The organism is Franconibacter daqui, assembly GCF_014644275.1.
Lineage (GTDB): Bacteria > Pseudomonadota > Gammaproteobacteria > Enterobacterales > Enterobacteriaceae > Franconibacter > Franconibacter pulveris.
The window spans coordinates 1287943-1306941 of record NZ_BMKJ01000001.1 but is presented as its reverse complement, the minus strand read 5'-3'; the positions used below and the strand labels follow the sequence as shown (position 1 = coordinate 1306941).

21 protein-coding genes are annotated in these 18999 nt (G+C 57.3%); 14 read left to right on the top strand and 7 right to left on the bottom strand.

From position 1 onward, the window contains the following. The first annotated feature begins 226 nt into the window (after positions 1–226). The 3 genes from ydfG (at position 227) to ydfZ (ending at position 2082) form a co-directional block, all read left to right on the top strand. The gene (gene ydfG / locus IEX01_RS06245; protein ID WP_024557088.1) at positions 227–976 is read left to right on the top strand and encodes a bifunctional NADP-dependent 3-hydroxy acid dehydrogenase/3-hydroxypropionate dehydrogenase YdfG; all 750 of its coding nucleotides are present in this window, start codon (positions 227–229) and stop codon (positions 974–976) included. 95 nt (positions 977–1071) lie between these two features. After that, positions 1072–1758 carry a GntR family transcriptional regulator gene (locus IEX01_RS06240; RefSeq protein WP_024557089.1) on the top strand — a complete coding sequence of 229 codons (687 nt, stop codon included), beginning with the start codon at positions 1072–1074 and terminating at the stop codon, positions 1756–1758. A 120-nt stretch (positions 1759–1878) separates the two neighbouring features. Further along, the gene (gene ydfZ / locus IEX01_RS06235) at positions 1879–2082 is read left to right on the top strand and encodes a putative selenium delivery protein YdfZ (protein ID WP_024557090.1); all 204 of its coding nucleotides are present in this window, start codon (positions 1879–1881) and stop codon (positions 2080–2082) included. A gap of 160 nt (positions 2083–2242) precedes the next feature. On the opposite strand, the gene IEX01_RS06230 is transcribed toward ydfZ, so the two are convergent. From IEX01_RS06230 to IEX01_RS06215, 4 genes are all read right to left on the bottom strand, one after another. After that, entirely contained in the window at positions 2243–3709 is a 1467-nt protein-coding gene (locus tag IEX01_RS06230) for a mannitol dehydrogenase family protein (RefSeq protein WP_188723462.1), read from the bottom strand. Between the two features lie 216 nt (positions 3710–3925). Further along, positions 3926–5257: an MFS transporter gene (locus tag IEX01_RS06225; protein ID WP_024557092.1), complete on the bottom strand. Its 1332-nt coding sequence runs from the start codon at positions 5255–5257 to the stop codon at positions 3926–3928. 53 nt (positions 5258–5310) lie between these two features. Beyond that, positions 5311–6525, bottom strand: a complete 1215-nt coding sequence (gene manD, locus IEX01_RS06220) for a D-mannonate dehydratase ManD (RefSeq protein WP_188723461.1) — start codon at positions 6523–6525, stop codon at positions 5311–5313. 159 nt (positions 6526–6684) lie between these two features. After that, positions 6685–7011: a YnfA family protein gene (locus tag IEX01_RS06215; protein ID WP_024557094.1), complete on the bottom strand. Its 327-nt coding sequence runs from the start codon at positions 7009–7011 to the stop codon at positions 6685–6687. A gap of 121 nt (positions 7012–7132) precedes the next feature. Between IEX01_RS06215 and IEX01_RS06210 the strand changes: the two genes are divergently transcribed. Next, positions 7133–7468 (top strand): DUF1283 family protein, encoded by a 336-nt coding sequence (locus IEX01_RS06210; protein WP_024557095.1) that lies wholly within the window; start codon positions 7133–7135, stop codon positions 7466–7468. Between the two features lie 57 nt (positions 7469–7525). Continuing rightward, entirely contained in the window at positions 7526–8083 is a 558-nt protein-coding gene (gene speG / locus IEX01_RS06205) for a spermidine N1-acetyltransferase (RefSeq protein WP_024557096.1), read from the top strand. A gap of 99 nt (positions 8084–8182) precedes the next feature. On the opposite strand, the gene IEX01_RS06200 is transcribed toward speG, so the two are convergent. Beyond that, the gene (locus IEX01_RS06200; RefSeq protein WP_029697011.1) at positions 8183–8902 is read right to left on the bottom strand and encodes a YnfC family lipoprotein; all 720 of its coding nucleotides are present in this window, start codon (positions 8900–8902) and stop codon (positions 8183–8185) included. 94 nt (positions 8903–8996) lie between these two features. Between IEX01_RS06200 and IEX01_RS06195 the strand changes: the two genes are divergently transcribed. The 5 genes from IEX01_RS06195 (at position 8997) to dmsD (ending at position 14041) form a co-directional block, all read left to right on the top strand. Continuing rightward, positions 8997–9296 (top strand): DUF1161 domain-containing protein, encoded by a 300-nt coding sequence (locus tag IEX01_RS06195; RefSeq protein ID WP_024561038.1) that lies wholly within the window; start codon positions 8997–8999, stop codon positions 9294–9296. A gap of 175 nt (positions 9297–9471) precedes the next feature. Then, positions 9472–11904 carry a dimethylsulfoxide reductase subunit A gene (gene dmsA / locus IEX01_RS06190; protein ID WP_188723460.1) on the top strand — a complete coding sequence of 811 codons (2433 nt, stop codon included), beginning with the start codon at positions 9472–9474 and terminating at the stop codon, positions 11902–11904. Between the two features lie 10 nt (positions 11905–11914). Beyond that, positions 11915–12532, top strand: a complete 618-nt coding sequence (locus IEX01_RS06185) for a DMSO/selenate family reductase complex B subunit (RefSeq protein ID WP_024557100.1) — start codon at positions 11915–11917, stop codon at positions 12530–12532. 1 nt (position 12533) lies between these two features. Continuing rightward, on the top strand, positions 12534–13391 hold the full coding sequence (locus tag IEX01_RS06180; RefSeq protein ID WP_024557101.1) for a DmsC/YnfH family molybdoenzyme membrane anchor subunit: 858 nt from the start codon (positions 12534–12536) through the stop codon (positions 13389–13391). Between the two features lie 44 nt (positions 13392–13435). Continuing rightward, complete coding sequence (gene dmsD, locus IEX01_RS06175) at positions 13436–14041, top strand: Tat proofreading chaperone DmsD (protein ID WP_188723459.1); 606 nt, start codon at positions 13436–13438, stop codon at positions 14039–14041. A gap of 26 nt (positions 14042–14067) precedes the next feature. Here the strand turns inward: dmsD and IEX01_RS06170 are convergent, their stop codons facing one another. After that, positions 14068–14403 (bottom strand): GlpM family protein, encoded by a 336-nt coding sequence (locus IEX01_RS06170; protein WP_188723458.1) that lies wholly within the window; start codon positions 14401–14403, stop codon positions 14068–14070. Between the two features lie 400 nt (positions 14404–14803). Here IEX01_RS06170 and IEX01_RS06165 point away from each other — a divergent pair, with 400 nt between their 5' ends. From IEX01_RS06165 to osmV, 4 genes are read left to right on the top strand one after another with little or no spacing between them, the layout of a single operon-like run. Continuing rightward, entirely contained in the window at positions 14804–15517 is a 714-nt protein-coding gene (locus IEX01_RS06165; protein ID WP_024557104.1) for an ABC transporter permease, read from the top strand. Between the two features lie 16 nt (positions 15518–15533). Further along, complete coding sequence (osmX, locus tag IEX01_RS06160) at positions 15534–16433, top strand: osmoprotectant ABC transporter substrate-binding protein OsmX (RefSeq protein ID WP_188723457.1); 900 nt, start codon at positions 15534–15536, stop codon at positions 16431–16433. A 9-nt stretch (positions 16434–16442) separates the two neighbouring features. After that, complete coding sequence (gene osmW, locus IEX01_RS06155) at positions 16443–17090, top strand: osmoprotectant ABC transporter permease OsmW (RefSeq protein ID WP_024557106.1); 648 nt, start codon at positions 16443–16445, stop codon at positions 17088–17090. Beyond that, positions 17090–18235, top strand: a complete 1146-nt coding sequence (gene osmV, locus IEX01_RS06150) for an osmoprotectant ABC transporter ATP-binding protein OsmV (RefSeq protein ID WP_188723456.1) — start codon at positions 17090–17092, stop codon at positions 18233–18235. Before osmW ends, osmV begins: the two co-directional genes overlap by 1 nt. Before the next feature lie 63 nt (positions 18236–18298). On the opposite strand, the gene bioD is transcribed toward osmV, so the two are convergent. Then, positions 18299–18988: a dethiobiotin synthase gene (bioD, locus tag IEX01_RS06145; RefSeq protein WP_024561031.1), complete on the bottom strand. Its 690-nt coding sequence runs from the start codon at positions 18986–18988 to the stop codon at positions 18299–18301. Positions 18989–18999 lie beyond the last annotated feature (11 nt).

Genomic DNA, 18999 nt, shown 5'->3' with positions numbered 1-18999 from the left:
TCGTTGCGCAACAAACCCCAGCAATTACAGGGTGGCAAACGGTTGCTAAAATAAGCAATCGATTTCGATTTAACATGGCGCGCTGACGCTGCACCATCGCGCTGCGCGTTAAGCGCGCATTTGCACCATCGCAAGGCAAGACGTGGGGAAACTTAAACTTCCTTGACCGACAGCGGAATGGGCGTGCTAAGGTAATACGACACAAAAAGCGTTGAGGAACAGAGAGATGATTATTCTGGTTACCGGTGCGACGGCAGGTTTTGGTGAGTGCATTACCCGTCGTTTTATTCAAAATGGTCATAAAGTCATCGCCACGGGGCGCCGCCAGGAGCGGTTAAAGGAGCTCAAAGATGAGCTTGGCGATAACCTCTTTACCGCGCAGCTCGACGTGCGCAACCGCGCCGCTATCGAAGAGATGCTGAGCAGCCTGCCGCTGGAGTGGCGCGAAATCGACGTGCTGGTTAACAACGCGGGCCTGGCGCTGGGTCTGGAACCCGCTCATAAAGCGAGCGTGGAAGACTGGGAAACCATGATCGATACCAACAACAAGGGGCTGGTCTATATGACCCGCGCGGTGCTGCCGGGCATGGTAGAGCGCAACCGCGGTCACATTATCAACCTGGGCTCAACGGCGGGCAGCTGGCCTTATGCGGGCGGGAATGTCTATGGCGCGACCAAAGCGTTTGTTCGCCAGTTCAGCCTTAACCTGCGCACCGACCTGCATGGCACGGCGGTTCGCGTGACCGATATCGAGCCGGGTCTCGTGGGCGGCACCGAGTTCTCTAACGTACGCTTTAAAGGCGACGATGATAAAGCGGGCAAAACCTATGAAAATACCAACGCCCTGACGCCGGAAGATGTAACCGAGGCGGTCTGGTGGGTCGCCACCCTGCCTGCGCACGTTAACATCAACACGCTGGAGATGATGCCGGTCAGCCAGACTTACGCCGGGCTTAGCGTTCACCGCAAAGCATAAATCGCTTTCCCTCCCCGGCCGCCCGGGCCGGGTATGGGCGGGGTAATAAAAAAATGGTAAATTGAATCGGTTACTCGCTGAAAAAGTAGAAATCGATGGCCGCTGAAACCCCGCTTAACCCCACCCAACCGGTGAACCAACAGATCTATCGCATTCTGCGTCGCGATATCGTCCACTGCCTTATTCCCCCTGGTACGCCGCTTTCGGAAAAAGAGGTTTCGGTGCGCTTTGATGTTTCGCGCCAGCCGGTGCGTGAAGCGTTCATTAAGCTTGCGGAAAACGGCCTGATTCAAATTCGCCCGCAACGCGGCAGTTTTGTGAATAAAATCTCGCTCTCCCAGGTGCGCAACGGCTGTTTTGTCCGCCAGGCGATTGAGCGCGCGGTCGTGCAGCGCGCCGCCACCATGATTACCGATGCTGACCTCTACCAGCTGGAGCAAAATCTCAACCAGCAACGCACCGCCATTGACCGCAAACAGCTTAACGATTTCTTCCTGCTTGACGACGAGTTTCACCATAAGCTCGCCCAGATGGCGGACTGTCAGCTCGCCTGGGATACGGTGGAAAACATCAAAGCGGCGATCGACCGGGTGCGCTACATGAGCCTTGACCATGTTTCCCCGCCGGAAATGCTGTTGCGCCAGCACGCCGATATTTTTCACGCTCTGGAAAAACGCGACCCGCAGGCCGCAGATGACGCCATGCGCGTACATTTGCAGGAGATAAGCGAGTCGGTGCAGCTAATCCGTCAGGAAAACCGCGACTGGTTCAGCGAAGAGTAACGCCTGTGATATTCATCACACAAATGCGTCGGTTTTGATCGAGATTAACGTTTTTCGCCGCTCGCTTTTTAAAATGGGGCTCGTCTGAATTGCCGACAATCGTTCAGAGGAGAAACCACAATGATGACATACGATCGTAACCGCAATGCAATCACTACCGGCAGCCGCGTCATGGTAAGCGGCACCGGGCAGACCGGCGTGATTACCGCCATTCACAGCGAAGGCCTGAGCGCCGAGCAGGTTCGCCGCGCCAAAACGGTGGAAGTGGAAGGTTGCGAAGGTAAATTTGAACCGGTTGAGCTGATTCGTCTCGGTTTGCATTAATCGTGGTGAATGCCGCTGCGGCGGCATTTTTTCTCACGCTCCCCGCTCTTTTTTATCCGCCATTTTCGGGTGTTGGCCTTACGCTGTTTTAGACGCTGAAAGAGATGAAGCGGCGCGGTGCAGCATACAATGCCGCCCAAAGACGGCATTGCCAACGGCCTCAGGAAAGCGCTTTCGCGTACTGCGCCACCGTGGCTTTCGCCCCTTTCCCCAGCAGTAACTTATATGCTTCGCTGACCTGCGCGACAAACTCCGGCTGCGTCGCCAGATCGTCGCCGAAAATAGCCTTCAACCCCAGCAGCGCCTTAACGCGCGCGTCGCCCTCCTCGCTGTTGCGTACCGCCTGCTGAATGGCGTCAAGCAGCGGATCGCAGACGTCGATCGCTTCTCCCTGCTCATCCACGCCGCCGACGTAGCGCATCCAGCCCGCCACGCCGAGCGTCAGCAGATCGTGGCGGCTGCCGTTCGCCCGGTGCCAACGAATGGAATCGAGCCAGCGCTGCGGCAGCTTCTGGCTGCCGTCCATGGCGATTTGCCAGGTGCGGTGGCGCAGCGCCGGGTTGCTGTAACGTTCAATCAGCAGACGGGCGTAGTGTGCCAGATCCACGTCCTGCACGTTTAATGTCGGCGCCTGCTCTTTCAGCATTAGCGCGTGTGCGGCGCGGCGGAAATTCTCATCTTCCATGCACGTATTAATGTGCTGATAACCCGCCAGGTAGCCGAGGTAGGCCAGGAATGAGTGGCTGCCGTTGAGCATGCGCAGCTTCATCTCTTCAAACGGCACGACATCGCTAACCAGCTCCGCGCCGGCTTTTTCCCACGCCGGACGGCCCGCCACAAAGTTATCTTCAATCACCCACTGGCGGAACGGCTCGCAGGCAACGCCCGCCGGGTCGCGCACGCCGGTGAGCTGTTCGATTTTATCCAGCGTTTCGGTTGTGACGGCGGGAACAATGCGGTCCACCATCGTGGAGGGGAACGTGACGTTCTGCGCAATCCATTCTGCTAAATCCGCATCCAGCGCGCGGGCGTAAGCCAGCACCACGTTGCGGGTGACATGACCGTTTTCCGGCATGTTGTCACATGACATAACGCTAAAAGGCGCAAGGCCCATCTTCCTGCGCGCCGCCAGCGCGGCGACGATGACGCCCGGCGCAGATTTCGGCTGCTGCGGATTTTTAAGATCGGCGGCAATCAGCGGATTATCCAGCATCAGTTGCCCCGTTGCCGGCGCGTGGCAATAACCCTTTTCGGTAATGGTCAGCGAGACGATAGCGACCTGCGGTTCGCACAGCGCCTCCATGACGCGCGCAAACCCGTCGACCTGCGCATGCAGCGCTGTTTTCACCACGCCGACGACGCGGGCGCGCCAGGCGTCGGCCGACATCTCCGCCACGGTATACAGACACTGTTGATGATTGAGATCCGCAATCTGCTGTTCGCCGCCGATTAAATTGACCTCGCAATAGCCCCAGTCGCTGTTGTGCTCCGCCGCGAGAATATCGGTGTAAACACCCTGATGGGCGCGATGAAATGCGCCAAAGCCGAGGTGCACAATGCGGGTTGTCAAACGGTTGCGGTTATAGGCAGGCAGAATAGCCTTTGCCGTTAAGAGACTCTTTTCCATTTTATAATCCAGGGTGAATGAAAAGACCAGGTCAGATTACATCTTGTATGGTTGTAGACTTTGATTTGTATTAACCTTTGCTCGATTGGTACAACATCATAAAAAGTTGTGTGACAGCTTTTACGGAATGAGCTTTTCCAATGAACGCGCGGGTTCTGGCTGGCTGCCGGGATGCGGGCGCATCCCGGTGATTTATGAAACGCCGTCTCCTGGTAACTAGTGTTCCCAGCGCTGGTATTCACCCTTACGCCGCTTCGGGGCGGTTTCCGGCATGGTAAGCAAACCAATGATGGAGACAATGCCCAGCACAATGACATATGCCGCCATGCCGTAGTAATGCCCACCGGTCATTTGCAGAATTTTAACCGCCACCAGGCCAAGCACCCCACTTCCCACCAGCGAGCCGATTTGCCAGATAAGCGCAATACCGCTACAGCGAATATGCGTAGGAAAGAGTTCCGGAAAGTAAGACGCTTGCGGCGCATAACACATGCTATGGCCAAGCGTAATAACGACAATCATCGCCATTTGCGTCAGCCAGTAAACATCCTGATTGATAGCCATAAAGAAAGGAATAATGGCTATGACCTGGAGTAACGCGCCAGCAATATAGACAGGTTTACGCCCTATTTTATCGCTTAACGCGCCCATTGCCGGAATAGCAAAAATTTCCAGCAGGACTGCAACAATCATGCTGTCCATGAGAATAGTGGCGTTCAGATTATTTGCTTTACCGTAAGCCAGTACGATTACGGTAAACATAGCGAACGTGCAGGCTTCGATTAATTTTGCGCAGACGCCTTTTGTGACAATACCGGGATAATTACGGATAACCTCAATAACCGGTCGTGATTCCGCGGCTTTGGTTTCTCTTATTTGGGCAAATACGGGGGATTCATCAATGCGCAACCGAATAAACAACCCGACAATGACCAGCAAAGCGCTGAGTAAAAACGGAATACGCCAGCCGTAATCCATCATAGCGTCCGGCGAGAGAAAACTGTTCAACAAGGCGAACAACGCCATAGGTAAAAGGAAGCCTGCCGGCGCGCCAATCTGTACCCAGCTTGAAAAAAAGCCGCGCCGCGCCGGCATGGAATATTCGGCAGTCATCAGTACCGCGCCCGCCTGCTCGCCGCCCACGCCAAAACCTTGTAATACCCTTATTAAAATCAATAACACAGGCGCCCATATACCGATCTTTTCATAGGTCGGCAGCAGGCCAATACAAAATGTGCCCAGCCCGACGATAAGGATAGTAATAACCAGCGCTTTTTTACGCCCGACTTTATCGCCAATATGGCCGAAGACAATACCGCCTAAAGGACGGGCTAAAAAACCGACGGCATAAGTGGCAAAGGCGGCAAGCGTACTAATAAGCGGATCGCTGCTCGGGAAAAAAAGGTGGCCAAAAAAGAGCACCGCTGCGGTGCCATAAGCAAAAAAATCGTAATATTCCGCAGCGGTGCCTATGGCAGAGGCAGAAGCAACCCGTTTTATTATTGGGGTATTATCAACATTATTCTTAATATCTGTTGTGCTAACCATAATGTTCTACCTGTGTCAGATTAAAAATTAATTCCGGCGTAGGGTTTATTGATTTACCAGCTCCACAGCGTGCCGTCTTCAAGGCGGGCGACTGGCAGATAAGCCGGATCGTAGGGGTATTTCGCCGCCCGCTTTTCGTCGAATTCGATTCCCAGGCCCGGCTTCTCGCCCGGATGCATATAGCCGTTGTCGAAGCGCCAGCTGTGCGGGAAGACTTCCAGCATTTGCTCGGAATAACCCATGTACTCCTGTACGCCAAAATTCGGCACCCAGAGATCGAAATGGAGCGCGGCGGCATGGCAAATCGGCGACAGATCGGATGGGCCGTGCGAGCCGGTGCGCACCTGGTAAAGCGAGGCAAAATCGGCGATGCGTCGCATGCCGGTAATCCCCCCTGCGTGGGTAATGGTGGTGCGAATGTAGTCGATAAGCTGCTCTTCAATCAGTTGCTTGCAGTCCCAGATGCTATTGAAAACTTCACCTACCGCAATCGGCGTGACCGTATGCTGGCGAATCAGGCGGAAGCAGGCCTGGTTTTCCGCAGGCGTCGGGTCTTCCATCCAGAACAGGCGGTAATCTTCAATGCTTTTGCCAAAACGCGCGGCTTCAATCGGCGTCAGGCGGTGGTGCATATCGTGAAGCAGGTGCTCATGGAAGCCGAATTTGTCGCGCACCGCGGCGAAGAGCTTCGGCGTGAAGTCGAGGTATTTTTCGCTGGACCAGAGCTGCTCTTCCGGCCACTCGCCTTTCGTGGCGGGCTCGTACGCCAGCCCCTTGCCTTTCGCCATGCCGTAGGTGGTTTTCATCCCCGGTACGCCGCACTGCACGCGAATCGCTTTGAATCCCATCTCTTTATGGCGCGCGTAGTCATCCAGCACTTCATCAATGCTGTGGCCGGTGGTGTGGCAGTAAACCATTACGCCCTCACGCGAAGCGCCGCCGAGCAATTGATAAAGCGGCATATTGGCGGCTTTGGCTTTGATGTCCCACAGCGCCATATCAATGGCGGAAATAGCCGACATCGTCACGGGCCCGCGACGCCAGTAAGCGCCCTTATAAAAAAACTGCCAGATATCCTCAATGCGCTGCGCATCGCGCCCCACCAGCTGCGGACAGAGATGATCGCGCAGGTAGCTTGCGACAGACAGCTCGCGCCCGTTAAGCGTCGCGTCGCCAAGCCCAGTCAGGCCATCTTCGGTCGTGATTTTCAATGTGACGAAGTTGCGGCCCGGGCAAGTGACAAAGACTTCAGCCTTGCTGATTTTCATGAATACCTCCTTCTGAATGGCGCATTCAGGCCTCTTCTGAATACGCAATGACCAACTGACCTAACTACCATACAAGTTATATTACAAAAAGAATGCGTCCCGGCTCACAAAGCAACAAGGCGGACGACGCGCAGAGGCACTCCCCGCTGCGCCTTATTTTCAGGCTCGCCCCCAGCCTGCGACGATAATCAGCATGCCGCAAAGCGCCACGCCTGCGCCCAGCCAGTCGTAAACGCTGAGCCTGACGCCGTCCACGACGCGCAGCCATAACAGCGCGGTCATGACATAAACGCCGCCGTAGGCCGCATAGACTCGTCCACTCGCCGCCGGATGGAGCGTAAGCAGCCAGACAAACAGCGCAAGAGAGAGCGCGGCAGGCAGCAAAAGCCACGACGACGCGCCCTTTTTCAGCCACAGCCAGGGCAAAAAGCAGCCGACGATTTCCGCCAGCGCGGTGACGAAAAAAAGCAGCGTTGTTTTGATCATATTGAGGTCCATCGTGGATAATTATCACTGTCGCCGGGCGCTGTGCGCGCTAAAAAGGCGGTGATATAGTAAAGCCTGCCGGTTAACCGGCAAGTGTTGCTTCATATAAAAGGAAACCGCAATGAAAACTCTCCTTCGCCACTCCCTGCTGATGGCGCTGGTGGCCGGCGCGTTCAGCCTGGCGTTACCGGCGCAGGCGGAAACCAGCAAGCTGATTATCGAATCTGGTGACAGCGCGCAGAGCCGTCAGAACGCCGCGATGGACAAAGAGCAATGGAATGACACCCGTTCTTTACGCCACAAAGTGAATACCCGCGCCGAAAAAGAGTGGGATAAAGCCGATGTCGCGTTTGATAGTCGCGACAAGTGCGAGCAGAGCGCCAACCTCAACGCCTACTGGGAGCCTAACACCCTGCGTTGTCTCGACCGCCGTACCGGTCGCCCGCTCGCGCCCTGACGCCAACGCTAAAGGCTTCCGCCCGGAAGCCTTTCTCTTCGCTAAAAAGGATTTGTCATGTCTGAACTGACTGTGAAACTGCGCCCGCTTGAGCGCGAAGATCTTCGCTTCGTCCATCAGCTTGATAACAATGCGAGCGTGATGCGCTACTGGTTTGAAGAGCCGTACGAGGCCTTTGTCGAACTCTCCGATCTCTACGATAAACATATCCACGACCAGAGCGAACGGCGGTTTGTGGTGGAGTGCAACGGTGAGAAAGCGGGTCTGGTGGAGCTGGTGGAAATCAACCACGTACACCGCCGTGCGGAGTTTCAGATAATTATCTCTCCCGACCACCAGGGCCGGGGGCTGGCTTCTCGCGCCGCGAAGCTTGCCATGGATTACGGCTTTACGGTGCTCAATCTCTATAAGCTGTACCTGATTGTCGACAAAGAGAACGAGAAAGCGATTCATATCTATCGCAAGCTGGGTTTTCAGGTGGAGGGCGAACTTATCGATGAATTTTTTATCAACGGCGAATACCGCACCACTATTCGCATGTGCATTTTCCAGCACCACTATCTGGCGAAGCATAAAACGCCCGGCAGCAGCCTGCTGAAGCCCACCGCGCAATAAAACCTGCCGCGTTGCGGTGGGTGGCGTTTCGCTTAACCGCCCTACGCGGGTTTCGAGGCGCGGGCAAGTAGAGCGTCACCCGCCCGCGAGACGCCGTTCTCAATAATAATCAATGGTGTTTTCGATGGTGTACTTATGGTGCACCGGCGGGGTGGCGCTCTCGTCAGTGATCTCCAGCTCGCAGCTCACCGGATTGAAATGGTTGTCATAATCGCAAGTCTGCTTTACGCGCCCCATGGTCTTATCGTTAAGCGTGCTGACAGCGGTGTAATCTAGCTTTTTACGGTTATCGGCAACGGTAGAAGCCACCGTCAGCCTGAGTTTATCCGCCACGGTCGTTTTGCCGAGTGGGTAGCCTTCCGCATCGTAACGGTAATCGATGGTTGTGCCTTTACCGCGCGCCTTCACCACAAAGCCGCTGTCGTTAGTGTCGTAAACGACGCCCGCCGCAGGCAATTCCGCCAGCTGGCATTTACCCTGCAGTTTTACCCGCTTCTCCTGCGAGGCGGCGTCGAGGTAGTAGTTCGCGTTCAGCACCAGCGCCGCGCCGGAGTTATCTTCAAGGTTATGAAACTCGAGCGTGTCGAAGCACCCCTCCTGCGAGAGCGTGCCGGTTACCCGCTTCGCCACCTCGCCTTTTTCATTCATGAGCGTCTGGCTGAAATCTTTAACCGGGCCGCGCAGGGGATCAAAGTCAAATTCATTCGAAAAGCTCGCCATTTCCGGCGTAAAGGCCTGCGGGGTGGAAGCACCGTCGCAGCCTGCCAGCAGCCAGAGGGCTGAAAGCGTCATCAAGGCTCGTTTCACGCTAATATCCATTCGTCCTGTCAGGGGGTTACATACACGTTAATACAAGGATTTACGTTCTGTCTGCTATGCTTAGTTTAACCGCTTTGCACAGAAGGAGCGCAATATGAAACGTCACGTTCTGGCCAGCACTATTCTGCTTATCGCCGCCGCGCCTGCGCTGGCGCAGCAAAATTCTTGCGAACGGGTCAGGGATGAAATCCAACAGCGAATCATCAATAACGGCGTGCCGGAGTCGGGTTTCACCCTTTCCATTGTGCCTAACGATCAGGCCGATAAACCCGATGCGCAGGTCGTGGGCCACTGCGCTAATGATACACAAAAGATCCTCTACACGCGCACCAGCAGCGGCAACGCAACAAACGCCGCGCCAGCCCAGGAAGGCGCCCCCAGCGAACCGCAATAACTTTCCGGGCGCATAAGCGCCCTTTTTGTTTTTTATTCCCCTTCTTTGACCATCGTTAATACCCCCTACCTCATAATGGTTAATACTCCCGCCGCGCGTCACAGATGATGACGTCGTTAATAACGCTAAAAACGCCTTCACACCTTCCTTTTGCAGGAAGCACTAAGGAGTGAGCATGTCGAACGTTCAACACCCCGGCGGGATAAGCCGCCGTACCCTTGTAAAAACCACTGCCCTCGGCGGCCTTGCCCTCGCCGCTGGCGGATTTCCACTTCCCTTTATCCCCAAAAGCCTTGCGGCGCAGACCAGCCTGCCGCCTTCGTCGCCCGAGCGTATTATCTGGAGCGCTTGCACAGTCAACTGCGGCAGCCGCTGCCCGCTGCGCATGCATGTTGTTGATGGCGAAATACGCTACGTTGAAACGGACAACACCGGCGACGACAACTATGACGGCTTACATCAGGTGCGCGCCTGTCTGCGCGGCCGTTCGATGCGCCGCCGGGTTTATAACCCCGATCGTCTGAAATACCCGATGAAACGGGTGGGTAAACGCGGTGAAGGCAAGTTTGTCCGCATCAGCTGGGAGGAAGCTTTCGATACGCTCGCCAGAGAAATGCAGCGTATTATAAAGACCTATGGCAACGAGGCCATTTACCTGAACTACGGTACCGGGACGCTCGGCGGCACAATGACCCGCTCCTGGCCGCCCGGTAAGACGCTGATAGCGCGCCTGATGAACTGCTGCGGCGGCTATCTGAATCATTATGGCGACTACTCTACCGCGCAGATTGCCGCCGGGTTGAATTACACCTACGGCGGCTGGGCGGAAGGCAACAGCCCCTCTGATATGGAAAACAGCCAGTTAGTGGTTCTGTTCGGCAACAACCCCGGCGAAACGCGCATGAGCGGCGGCGGCGTGACTTATTACCTTGAACAGGCGCGTGAGAAATCCAACGCCCGCATGATAATCATCGACCCACGGTACACCGACACCGGCGCCGGGCGTGAAGATGAGTGGATCCCCATTCGCCCGGGCACCGACGCCGCGCTGGTTTCAGGGCTCGCCTGGGTGATGATTACCGAGAATCTCGTCGACCAGGCATTTCTTGATACGTACTGCGTTGGCTACGACGAAAAAACGCTGCCTGCGGGCGCGCCCGCCAATGGCCATTACAAAGCCTATATTCTCGGCCAGGGCGACGACGGTATCGCGAAAACGCCGCAGTGGGCCGCCACAATTACCGGCATACCGGCCGCGCGCATCGTGAAGCTTGCACGGGAAATAGCCTCCGCGAAACCCGCTTTTATCTCTCAGGGCTGGGGCCCTCAGCGCCACTCAAATGGCGAACTGGTCTCGCGCGCTATCGCCATGTTGCCTCTTCTCACCGGCAACGTCGGCATTCACGGCGGCAACAGCGGCGCGCGGGAAGGCGCTTACGCCATGCCGTTTGAACGGATGCCGACGCTGGAAAACCCGGTGCAAGCCAGCATTTCGATGTTCATGTGGACAGACGCCATTGTACGGGGACCGGAAATGACCGCCCTGCGCGATGGCGTTCGCGGTAAAGCGAAGCTGGATGTGCCGATTAAAATGATTTGGAACTACGCCAGCAATTGCCTGATTAACCAGCATTCGCAAATCAATCGCACCCATGAGATTTTGCAGGACGACAATCTGTGCGAACTGATTGTGGTTATCGACAATCACATGACCTCGTCGGCGAAATATGCCGACTTGCTGCTGCCCGACTGCACCGCCTCTGAGCAGATGGATTTTGCCCTGGATGCCTCCTGCGGCAACATGGATTACGTCATTTTTGCCGATCAAGCCATCAGCCCGCGCTTCGAGTGCAAAACGATTTATGAGATGACCTCTGAGATTGCTAAACGCATGGGCGTTGAGCAGCAGTTCACCGAAGGACGCACGCAGGAAGAATGGCTTCGTCACCTTTACGAACAATCCCGCAAGGCGCTGCCGGAACTGCCGGACTTCGATACGTTCCGTCAGCAGGGTATTTTCAAAAAACGCGATCCAGACGGCCATTTTGTCGCCTACAAAGCGTTTCGCGACGATCCGCAGGCCAACCCGCTGTCCACGCCCTCCGGCAAAATTGAGATTTACTCCAGCCAGCTTGCGCAGATTGCCGGCAGCTGGACGCTCGAAAAAGGCGACGTTATTCATCCTCTGCCTGTTTATAGCCCCGGCTTCGAGCACTACGACGACCCGCTGCGCGAGAAGTACCCGCTGCAGTTGACCGGCTTTCATTACAAAGCGCGAACCCACTCTACCTATGGCAACGTCGACGTGCTGAAGGCGGCCTGTCGCCAGGAGATGTGGATGAACCCAATCGATGCAACACCTCGCGGCATTGTCAGCGGCGATACGGTGCGTATTTTCAACGATCGCGGCGAAGTGCGTATTGAGGTGAAGGTCACGCCGCGCATTATCCCGGGGGTCGTGGCGTTGGGCGAAGGCGCATGGTACGACCCGGACGCGCAAGGCATTGACCATGCGGGATGCATTAACGTTCTCACCACCCAGCGTCCCTCACCGCTCGCCAAGGGCAACCCTTCGCACAGCAATCTGGTCGAAATCGAGAAGGTTTAAGGAGTAACCGATGACCACCCAGTATGGCTTTTTTATCGATTCCGCCCGCTGCACAGGCTGCAAAACCTGCGAGCTGGCGTGCAAGGATTACAAGGACCTCACCCCGGAGGTGAGCTTTCGCCGCATCTATGAGTACGCGGGCGGCAGCTGGCAGGAGGATAACGGCGTCTGGCGCCAGGATGTGTTCGCCTACTACCTCTCGATTGCCTGCAACCACTGCACCGACCCGGCCTGCACGAAAGTCTGCCCGAGCGGCGCAATGCACAAGCGCGACGACGGCTTCGTGGTAGTGGACGAGGATATCTGCATCGGCTGCCGTTACTGCCACATGGCCTGCCCTTATGGCGCGCCGCAGTATAACGCGCAGAAGGGCCACATGACCAAGTGCGACGGCTGCCATGAGCGGGTGGCGCAGGGGCAAAAGCCCGTCTGCGTGGAATCCTGCCCGCTGCGCGCGCTTGATTTCGGCCCCATCGACGCGCTGCGCCAGAAGCACGGCGCGCTCGCAGCCGTCGCGCCGCTGCCCGCCGCGCGCTTCACGCAGCCGAACATTGTGATTAAACCCAACGCCGGCAGCCGACCCTGTGGCGACGCCACTGGCTACCTGGCCAACCCGAAGGAGGTGTGAGATGGGCAACGGATGGCATGAATGGCCGCTGGTGCTGTTTACGGTGCTCGGCCAGTGCGTGGCGGGCGGGCTTATCGTGAGCGGCCTCGGCTGGCTGACGGTGGCGCGCGAGCGCCCGGCGAGAACCCGGCTGGCGCGGGCGATGTTTCTGCTGTGGCTGTTGATGGGCGTAGGCTTTCTCGCCTCGGTGATGCATCTGGGCTCGCCGCTGCGGATGTTCAACTCCCTTAACCGCGTCGGAGCGTCTGCGCTGAGCAACGAAATCGCCGGCGGCGCGCTCTTTTTCGCCGTGGGCGGGTTGTGGTGGCTGGCGGCGTTTCTGGACAAACTGCCTGCGGCATTCGGCAAGGCGTGGCTGGTTATCAGCATGGCGCTGGGGCTGGCGTTTGTCTGGATGATGAGCCGCGTCTACCAGATTGAAACGGTGCCGACCTGGCGCAACGGCTACACCACGGCCGGTTTCTTCCTCACCGTCCTGCTGGGCGGACCGCTGCTCGGCTCGCTGGTGTTGCGCCTGGCGCGGGTGCGCGTCAGCCCGGTGGGTTTCGCAAAGATAAGCGCGGCGGCATTGCTGCTCAGCGTGGCGGTCATCGTGATGCAGGGCCAGACGCTTGCCGCCATACACAGCTCGGTGCAGCAGGCGGCGACGCTGGTGCCGAATTACGCCTTATGGCAAACCGCACGCCTTGCCATGCTTGCGCTGGGTCTGGGCTGCTGGCTCTGCCCGCTTATCCGGCGTACTGAGCCACGCACCCTTTCCCTTATCGCAGGCTTCGTGCTGGTGTTAACCGCAGAGATAGTAGGCCGCATTTTGTTTTACGGGCTGCATATGACCACAGGCGTGGCGATCGCAGGATAATTCTGGCGCGGGGTAGCCCGCGCCGCTTAACAAGGTAAAAAGCAGTGAAGACCAGGCTGAATGACATCGCCCTTTGCGCCCGCGTGCTCGGCGCGCTCTTTTATTATTCACCCGCTTCGGCTGAAGCCGCGCCGCTGGTGCATTCATTGCGCCAGGAGGACTGGCGCGCGCAATGGCCCCAGAAAGTGCCGCAAGCAATAACCTGCGGGTTTCGCGCGCCGGAAAGTGAAGAGACGCTTGAGCAGGCCTGGCAACGGCTGTTTATTGGGCCGTGGGCGCTGCCCGCGCCGCCCTGGGGCTCGGTCTGGCTTGACCGTGAAAGCGTGCTGTTTGGCGACTCCACCCTCGCGCTGCGCCAGTGGATGCGGGAGAACGAAATAGACGCCGGGGCGGCTAGCAGCGAGCCCGAAGATCATATCGGGCTGCTGTTGCTGATGGCGGCGTGGCTTGCGGAAAACGGCAGAGCGCAGGCGCTGGAGCAGCTGCTGGCATGGCACCTGTTGCCCTGGGCGGGCCGCTTTCTGGAGGTGTTTTGCGAAAACGCCGGTCACCCTTTTTACACGGCGCTTGGCGAATTAACGCGCCAGACGCTGGCGGGCTGGGGCGAAGGGCTGGTCACGCCCGTAGCGGTAAAACCGCTCTACCGCTAAGCGTATGGCGTCTGGGCAACCTTATCTCAGTGAAAGCGCGTCCAGAGCGCAATCAACAGCCATGCGCTCAGGCACCAGAGCGTCACGGCGCCAGCCAGCGCCAGCGGCGCCCGCATCATGGCGCTAAAAACCCACAGCGAAGCCAGATAGACAAAATAGGGAATAATCGACCACATGCCGAAAATCACAGTGGCGCGCAGCGCTTCGACGCCGCGCTCTGTGACGACGATATAATGGGCAATAAGCGCGAAGGTCGGAAAAAGCGGGATCAGCCCGGCGATATAATAATTTTTCGTCTTCGCAAGGATCCCAATCAGCACCACCACCAGCGCGCCAATCAGCGCTTTTATCAGTAATCCCATCGCCCGCGTCCCGGCTTGAAAATGTAAGAGACGTGAAACTATCACACCTTACTGGCCACAGAAAAATGAAACCTTTTCTGCTGCTTATGCGACGCGCTTTCTTAAGCTGTTCGTTTATTTATTCAGCAACTTTATTGTTGCTAATATAAATTACTTTTCCTAGGTTGTTACGGTGTCACTTTGGCTTGTCGCTTTTTAAGATAATTCTACTCATAAGGAAATAAGCGAGACGGCATAAGGTATAACGCTTATTACTACGGAGAATATGCGCCTGGAGCGCTCCCGCTCCGACTGGAATCCTTCCCATTGCATTGCTATAGCACTTTACACCGTAGTGAAACACGGGATAACAACAGGAAATACTTTTGTTGCCCGAAAACGTGCATACAGGGAGCGCGCCATGCAAACGGCTTCACTTGCTAAACGTACTTTTCTCGCGGTCGCGGGATTGCTTATCGCTGTCGGATTGCTGGTCTGGGGCATTGGCATGGACGTTATCAAAACCCGTCAGGAAGATTTGCTTTATCTGGGTAAACAACATCTGTGGCTTGTTTTTAGCTCCATGGCGCTGGCATTGCTGGTCGGCATTCCAAGCGGGATAGCGCTAAGCCGGCCCGCCGCGCGTCGTTGGGCGGAATATGTTATGCAGATTTTTAACGTCGGCAATACCCTGCCGCCGCTTGCCGTGCTGGCGCTGGCGATGGTGATTATCGGTATTGGCGACAAACCGGCCGTTGTGGCGCTGTTCCTCGCCTCGCTGCTGCCTGTCGTGCGCAACACGTACGCGGGGCTTTGCGCCGTGCCGGGCTCGCTGATTGAAGCGGCCAACGGCATTGGCATGACCAAACGCCAGCGCCTGTTGCAGGTCGAGTTGCCGAACGCCTGGCCGGTTATCCTTTCAGGCGTGCGCATCGCGACCGCCATTAACGTCGGCACCGCCCCGCTCGCCTTTCTTATCGGCGCCAGCAGCTACGGCGAGCTTATCTTCCCGGGAATTTACCTGAACGATTTCCCGACCCTTATCCTTGGCGCGTCGGCTACCGCCCTCTTCGCCTTGATCCTGGATATGGCGCTGGCTGCGCTGGGCCGCCTGCTCAGTCCGCACACCGCCTGAAATAAGGAGCGTTGAGATGAAACTACCCCGACTGTGCGCCCTGCTGGCCGCCGCCATGCTCTTTACCGGCGCGGCGGCGGCCCGTCCGCTGGTACTGGCGTCGAAAGGCTTTACCGAACAGCATATTCTTTCCGCCATGACGGTGGAGTACCTGCAAAAGAAAGGCTTCCAGGTGGAGCCGCGCACGAACATCGCTGCGGTGATTTCCCGTAACGCGATGGTCAATAAACAGGTGGACTTGACCTGGGAGTATACCGGCACCTCGCTGATTATCTTTAACCGCATTAAGGAGCCGATGACGGCGCAACAATCTTACGACACCGTAAAAAAGCTCGATGCGAAACTCGGGCTGGTCTGGCTGAAGCCCGCGAAGATGAACAACACCTATGCCTTCGCCATGCAGCGTAAGCGCGCCGAAGCCGAGCAGATCACCACGATGTCGCAAATGGTTGAAAAGATTGAGCAGTTGCGCAAAACCGACCCGGATAATAACTGGCTGCTGGGGCTGGACCTGGAGTACGCCGGGCGCAGCGACGGCATGAAGCCGCTGCAGCAGGCCTACAACATGCCGCTTGACCGTTCGCAGATCCGCCAGATGGACCCGGGCCTCGTCTATAACGCCATTCGCGACGGGTTTGTCGACGTCGGTCTGGTCTACTCCACCGACGGGCGTGTGAAAGGGTTTGATCTGAAAGTGCTGGAGGATGACAAGGGGTTCTTCCCAAGCTATGCCGTCACGCCGGTCGTGCGCAAAGAGGCGCTGGAGGCTAACCCCGGCCTTGATGAGGCGCTCAATACCCTTTCCGGTCTGCTTGATAACGACACCATTACTACGCTCAATGCGAAAGTGGATATCGATCACCAGTCGCCGCAGCAGGTCGCCCACGACTTCCTGCGCAGCAAAGGTCTGCTTTAAGGAGAGCCGATGGATACCCTTCATTACATGATTGATAACGCAGGCTACCTTGGCATGCTGACGCTGCAACACCTGTGGCTGGTGCTGCTCGCGGTAGGCCTGGCGATTATCACCGGCGTGCCGCTCGGCATCCTCATTGTGCGCCATAAATGGCTGGCGACGCCGGTGCTGGGTCTCGCCACGCTGCTGCTGACCGTACCCTCCATCGCCCTGTTCGGGTTGATGATCCCGCTTTTCTCGATGATAGGCCAGGGGATCGGCGCGCTGCCCGCCATCACCGCCGTCTTTCTTTATTCGCTGCTGCCGATTGTGCGCAATACCCATACCGCCCTCGACAGCCTGCCGCCGGGGCTGCGTGAGGCGGGCCGCGGCATCGGCATGACTTTCTGGCAGCGCCTGCGCTGGGTGGAAATTCCCATGGCCCTGCCGGTGATTTTCGGCGGTATTCGCACCGCCGTGGTGATGAATATCGGGGTAATGGCTATCGCCGCCGTGATTGGCGCGGGCGGTCTTGGCCTGCTGCTGCTCAACGGCATTGGCGGCAGCGATATCCGCATGCTGATTGCAGGCGCCTTAATGATTTGTCTGTTGGCGATTGTGCTCGACTGGCTGCTTCACCGCCTGCAAGTAATGCTTACGCCTAAGGGGATTCGATAATGATAAAGCTGGAAAACCTCACCAAACAGTTCACGCAGAAGAACGGCCAGACCGTGAACGCGGTCGACAACGTTAACCTGAACGTGCCCGAGGGCGAAATGTGCGTGCTGCTCGGCCCTTCCGGCTGCGGCAAAACCACAACGCTTAAAATGATTAACCGTCTCATCGCCCCCACCAGCGGCAAGATCCTCATCAACGGCGAAGACACCACCGGTCTTGATACCGTGACGCTGCGCCGCAACATCGGCTATGTCATTCAGCAGATAGGCCTGTTTCCGAACATGACCATTGAAGAGAACATCACCGTGGTGCCGCGCATGCTGGGCTGGGATAAGGCGAAGTGTAAAGCGCGCGCCACCGAACTGATGTCGATGGTGGCGATGGACCCGAAACGCTTTCTCAACCGCTATCCGAAAGAGATGTCCGGCGGGCAACAGCAGCGTATTGGGGTGATTCGCGCGCTGGCGGCGGATCCGCCGGTGTTGCTGATGGATGAGCCTTTCGGCGCAGTCGACCCTATCAACCGCGAAGTTATCCAGAACCAGTTTCTGGAAATGCAGCGCCAGTTAAAGAAAACCGTGATGCTGGTGAGCCATGATATTGACGAAGCGCTGAAGCTTGGCGACCGCATCGCCGTGTTCCGCCAGGGAAGAATCGTTCAGTGCGCCAGCCCTGACGAGCTGCTGGCGAAGCCGGCGGACGAGTTTGTCGGCTCTTTCGTAGGCCAGGATCGTATCCTGAAGCGTCTGCTGCTGGTGCAGGCGGGCGATGTGACAGAGGCGCAGCCGACCATCACCGTGCGCCGCTCCACCTCGCTTGCTGAAGCCTTCGCCCTGATGGATGACAACGATATGCGCTCCATTACTGTCGTGGATGAAAACGAAAAGCCGCTGGGCTATGTAAAACGCCGGGAGGCGCGCGGCGCGACCGGCGCATGCGCCGACCTGCTGCATCAGTTTCGCGTCACGGGCAAAGCGGAAGATAACCTGCGCGTCGTGCTCTCCAGACTCTATGAGCACAACACCGTCTGGATGCCGATTGTGGATGAAGAAGGCCGCTACAGCGGAGAGATTTCGCAGGATTATATCGCCGATTACCTGAGCTCGGGCCGCACCCGCCGGGTGCTGAACACCCCTGCCGGCTAAACGGTGTTGGCCCTAAAAAAAAACGCCTCCCACGGGAGGCGTTTTCGTTATGGCGGAAACAGGTCAGACGGCTTTCGCGCACGCCGTCAGCCCCAGCGCGGAAATATCCACATAGTGGCTCAGCTCCCGCTGCTCGGCGCGCGGCAGATAAGGCAGCTCGCCCACCAGCGGACCGGGCAGCTTTTTGCTCAACACGTCGATGATTTCCGCATAGTGCGCCAGGCCGGGATTAATACGGTTCGCCACCCAGCCGATGAGCGGCAGCCCGTCGTTGGTAATGGCCTGCGCCGTTAACAGCGCATGGTTGATGCACCCTTCCTGAATACCCACCACCATCAGCACCGGCAGCTGTTCCTGCACCACCCATTCCGAAAGCGGCCGCAGATCGTTCATCAGGCTGCGCCAGCCGCCGGTTCCCTCTATCACGACATGGTCGGCCTGCATGCTCAGACGCGCCAGTCCGTCGGAAAGCAGGGTGTAATTAATCGGGCAACTGTGCGCCACGCTGCTCTCATCTTCGCTCAGGGCGATGGGGTTGATGGCGTGGTAAGGGAGTTCGAGGGTTGAGACGCTTTGCAGCACCAGGGCATCCCGGTTGCGTAATCCTTCCGGCGTCTCTTTGCTGCTTTTGGCGACAGGCTTAAACCCCACCACGCTTTTGCCGCTGGCGGCCAGGGCCTGCAGTAGCGCGCGCGACACCACTGTCTTCCCGACAGAAGTATCCGTACCGGTTATAAAGAAACGCTTAAGCATCACTGACTCCA

What these genes read in the sequence shown, in the direction of transcription:
- IEX01_RS06200 (WP_029697011.1), bottom strand. Translation starts at nt 8,902, where the DNA reads ATGGATATTAGCGTGAAACGAGCCTTGATGACGCTTTCAGCCCTCTGG.
- osmV (WP_188723456.1), top strand. Translation starts at nt 17,090, where the DNA reads ATGATAAAGCTGGAAAACCTCACCAAACAGTTCACGCAGAAGAACGGC.
- IEX01_RS06215 (WP_024557094.1), bottom strand. Translation starts at nt 7,011, where the DNA reads ATGATCAAAACAACGCTGCTTTTTTTCGTCACCGCGCTGGCGGAAATC.
- IEX01_RS06185 (WP_024557100.1), top strand. Translation starts at nt 11,915, where the DNA reads ATGACCACCCAGTATGGCTTTTTTATCGATTCCGCCCGCTGCACAGGC.
- osmX (WP_188723457.1), top strand. Translation starts at nt 15,534, where the DNA reads ATGAAACTACCCCGACTGTGCGCCCTGCTGGCCGCCGCCATGCTCTTT.
- dmsA (WP_188723460.1), top strand. Translation starts at nt 9,472, where the DNA reads ATGTCGAACGTTCAACACCCCGGCGGGATAAGCCGCCGTACCCTTGTA.
- IEX01_RS06180 (WP_024557101.1), top strand. Translation starts at nt 12,534, where the DNA reads ATGGGCAACGGATGGCATGAATGGCCGCTGGTGCTGTTTACGGTGCTC.
- IEX01_RS06195 (WP_024561038.1), top strand. Translation starts at nt 8,997, where the DNA reads ATGAAACGTCACGTTCTGGCCAGCACTATTCTGCTTATCGCCGCCGCG.
- IEX01_RS06170 (WP_188723458.1), bottom strand. Translation starts at nt 14,403, where the DNA reads ATGGGATTACTGATAAAAGCGCTGATTGGCGCGCTGGTGGTGGTGCTG.
- speG (WP_024557096.1), top strand. Translation starts at nt 7,526, where the DNA reads ATGTCTGAACTGACTGTGAAACTGCGCCCGCTTGAGCGCGAAGATCTT.
- IEX01_RS06225 (WP_024557092.1), bottom strand. Translation starts at nt 5,257, where the DNA reads ATGGTTAGCACAACAGATATTAAGAATAATGTTGATAATACCCCAATA.
- osmW (WP_024557106.1), top strand. Translation starts at nt 16,443, where the DNA reads ATGGATACCCTTCATTACATGATTGATAACGCAGGCTACCTTGGCATG.
- ydfZ (WP_024557090.1), top strand. Translation starts at nt 1,879, where the DNA reads ATGATGACATACGATCGTAACCGCAATGCAATCACTACCGGCAGCCGC.
- IEX01_RS06165 (WP_024557104.1), top strand. Translation starts at nt 14,804, where the DNA reads ATGCAAACGGCTTCACTTGCTAAACGTACTTTTCTCGCGGTCGCGGGA.
- IEX01_RS06240 (WP_024557089.1), top strand. Translation starts at nt 1,072, where the DNA reads ATGGCCGCTGAAACCCCGCTTAACCCCACCCAACCGGTGAACCAACAG.
- ydfG (WP_024557088.1), top strand. Translation starts at nt 227, where the DNA reads ATGATTATTCTGGTTACCGGTGCGACGGCAGGTTTTGGTGAGTGCATT.
- bioD (WP_024561031.1), bottom strand. Translation starts at nt 18,988, where the DNA reads ATGCTTAAGCGTTTCTTTATAACCGGTACGGATACTTCTGTCGGGAAG.
- IEX01_RS06230 (WP_188723462.1), bottom strand. Translation starts at nt 3,709, where the DNA reads ATGGAAAAGAGTCTCTTAACGGCAAAGGCTATTCTGCCTGCCTATAAC.
- IEX01_RS06210 (WP_024557095.1), top strand. Translation starts at nt 7,133, where the DNA reads ATGAAAACTCTCCTTCGCCACTCCCTGCTGATGGCGCTGGTGGCCGGC.
- manD (WP_188723461.1), bottom strand. Translation starts at nt 6,525, where the DNA reads ATGAAAATCAGCAAGGCTGAAGTCTTTGTCACTTGCCCGGGCCGCAAC.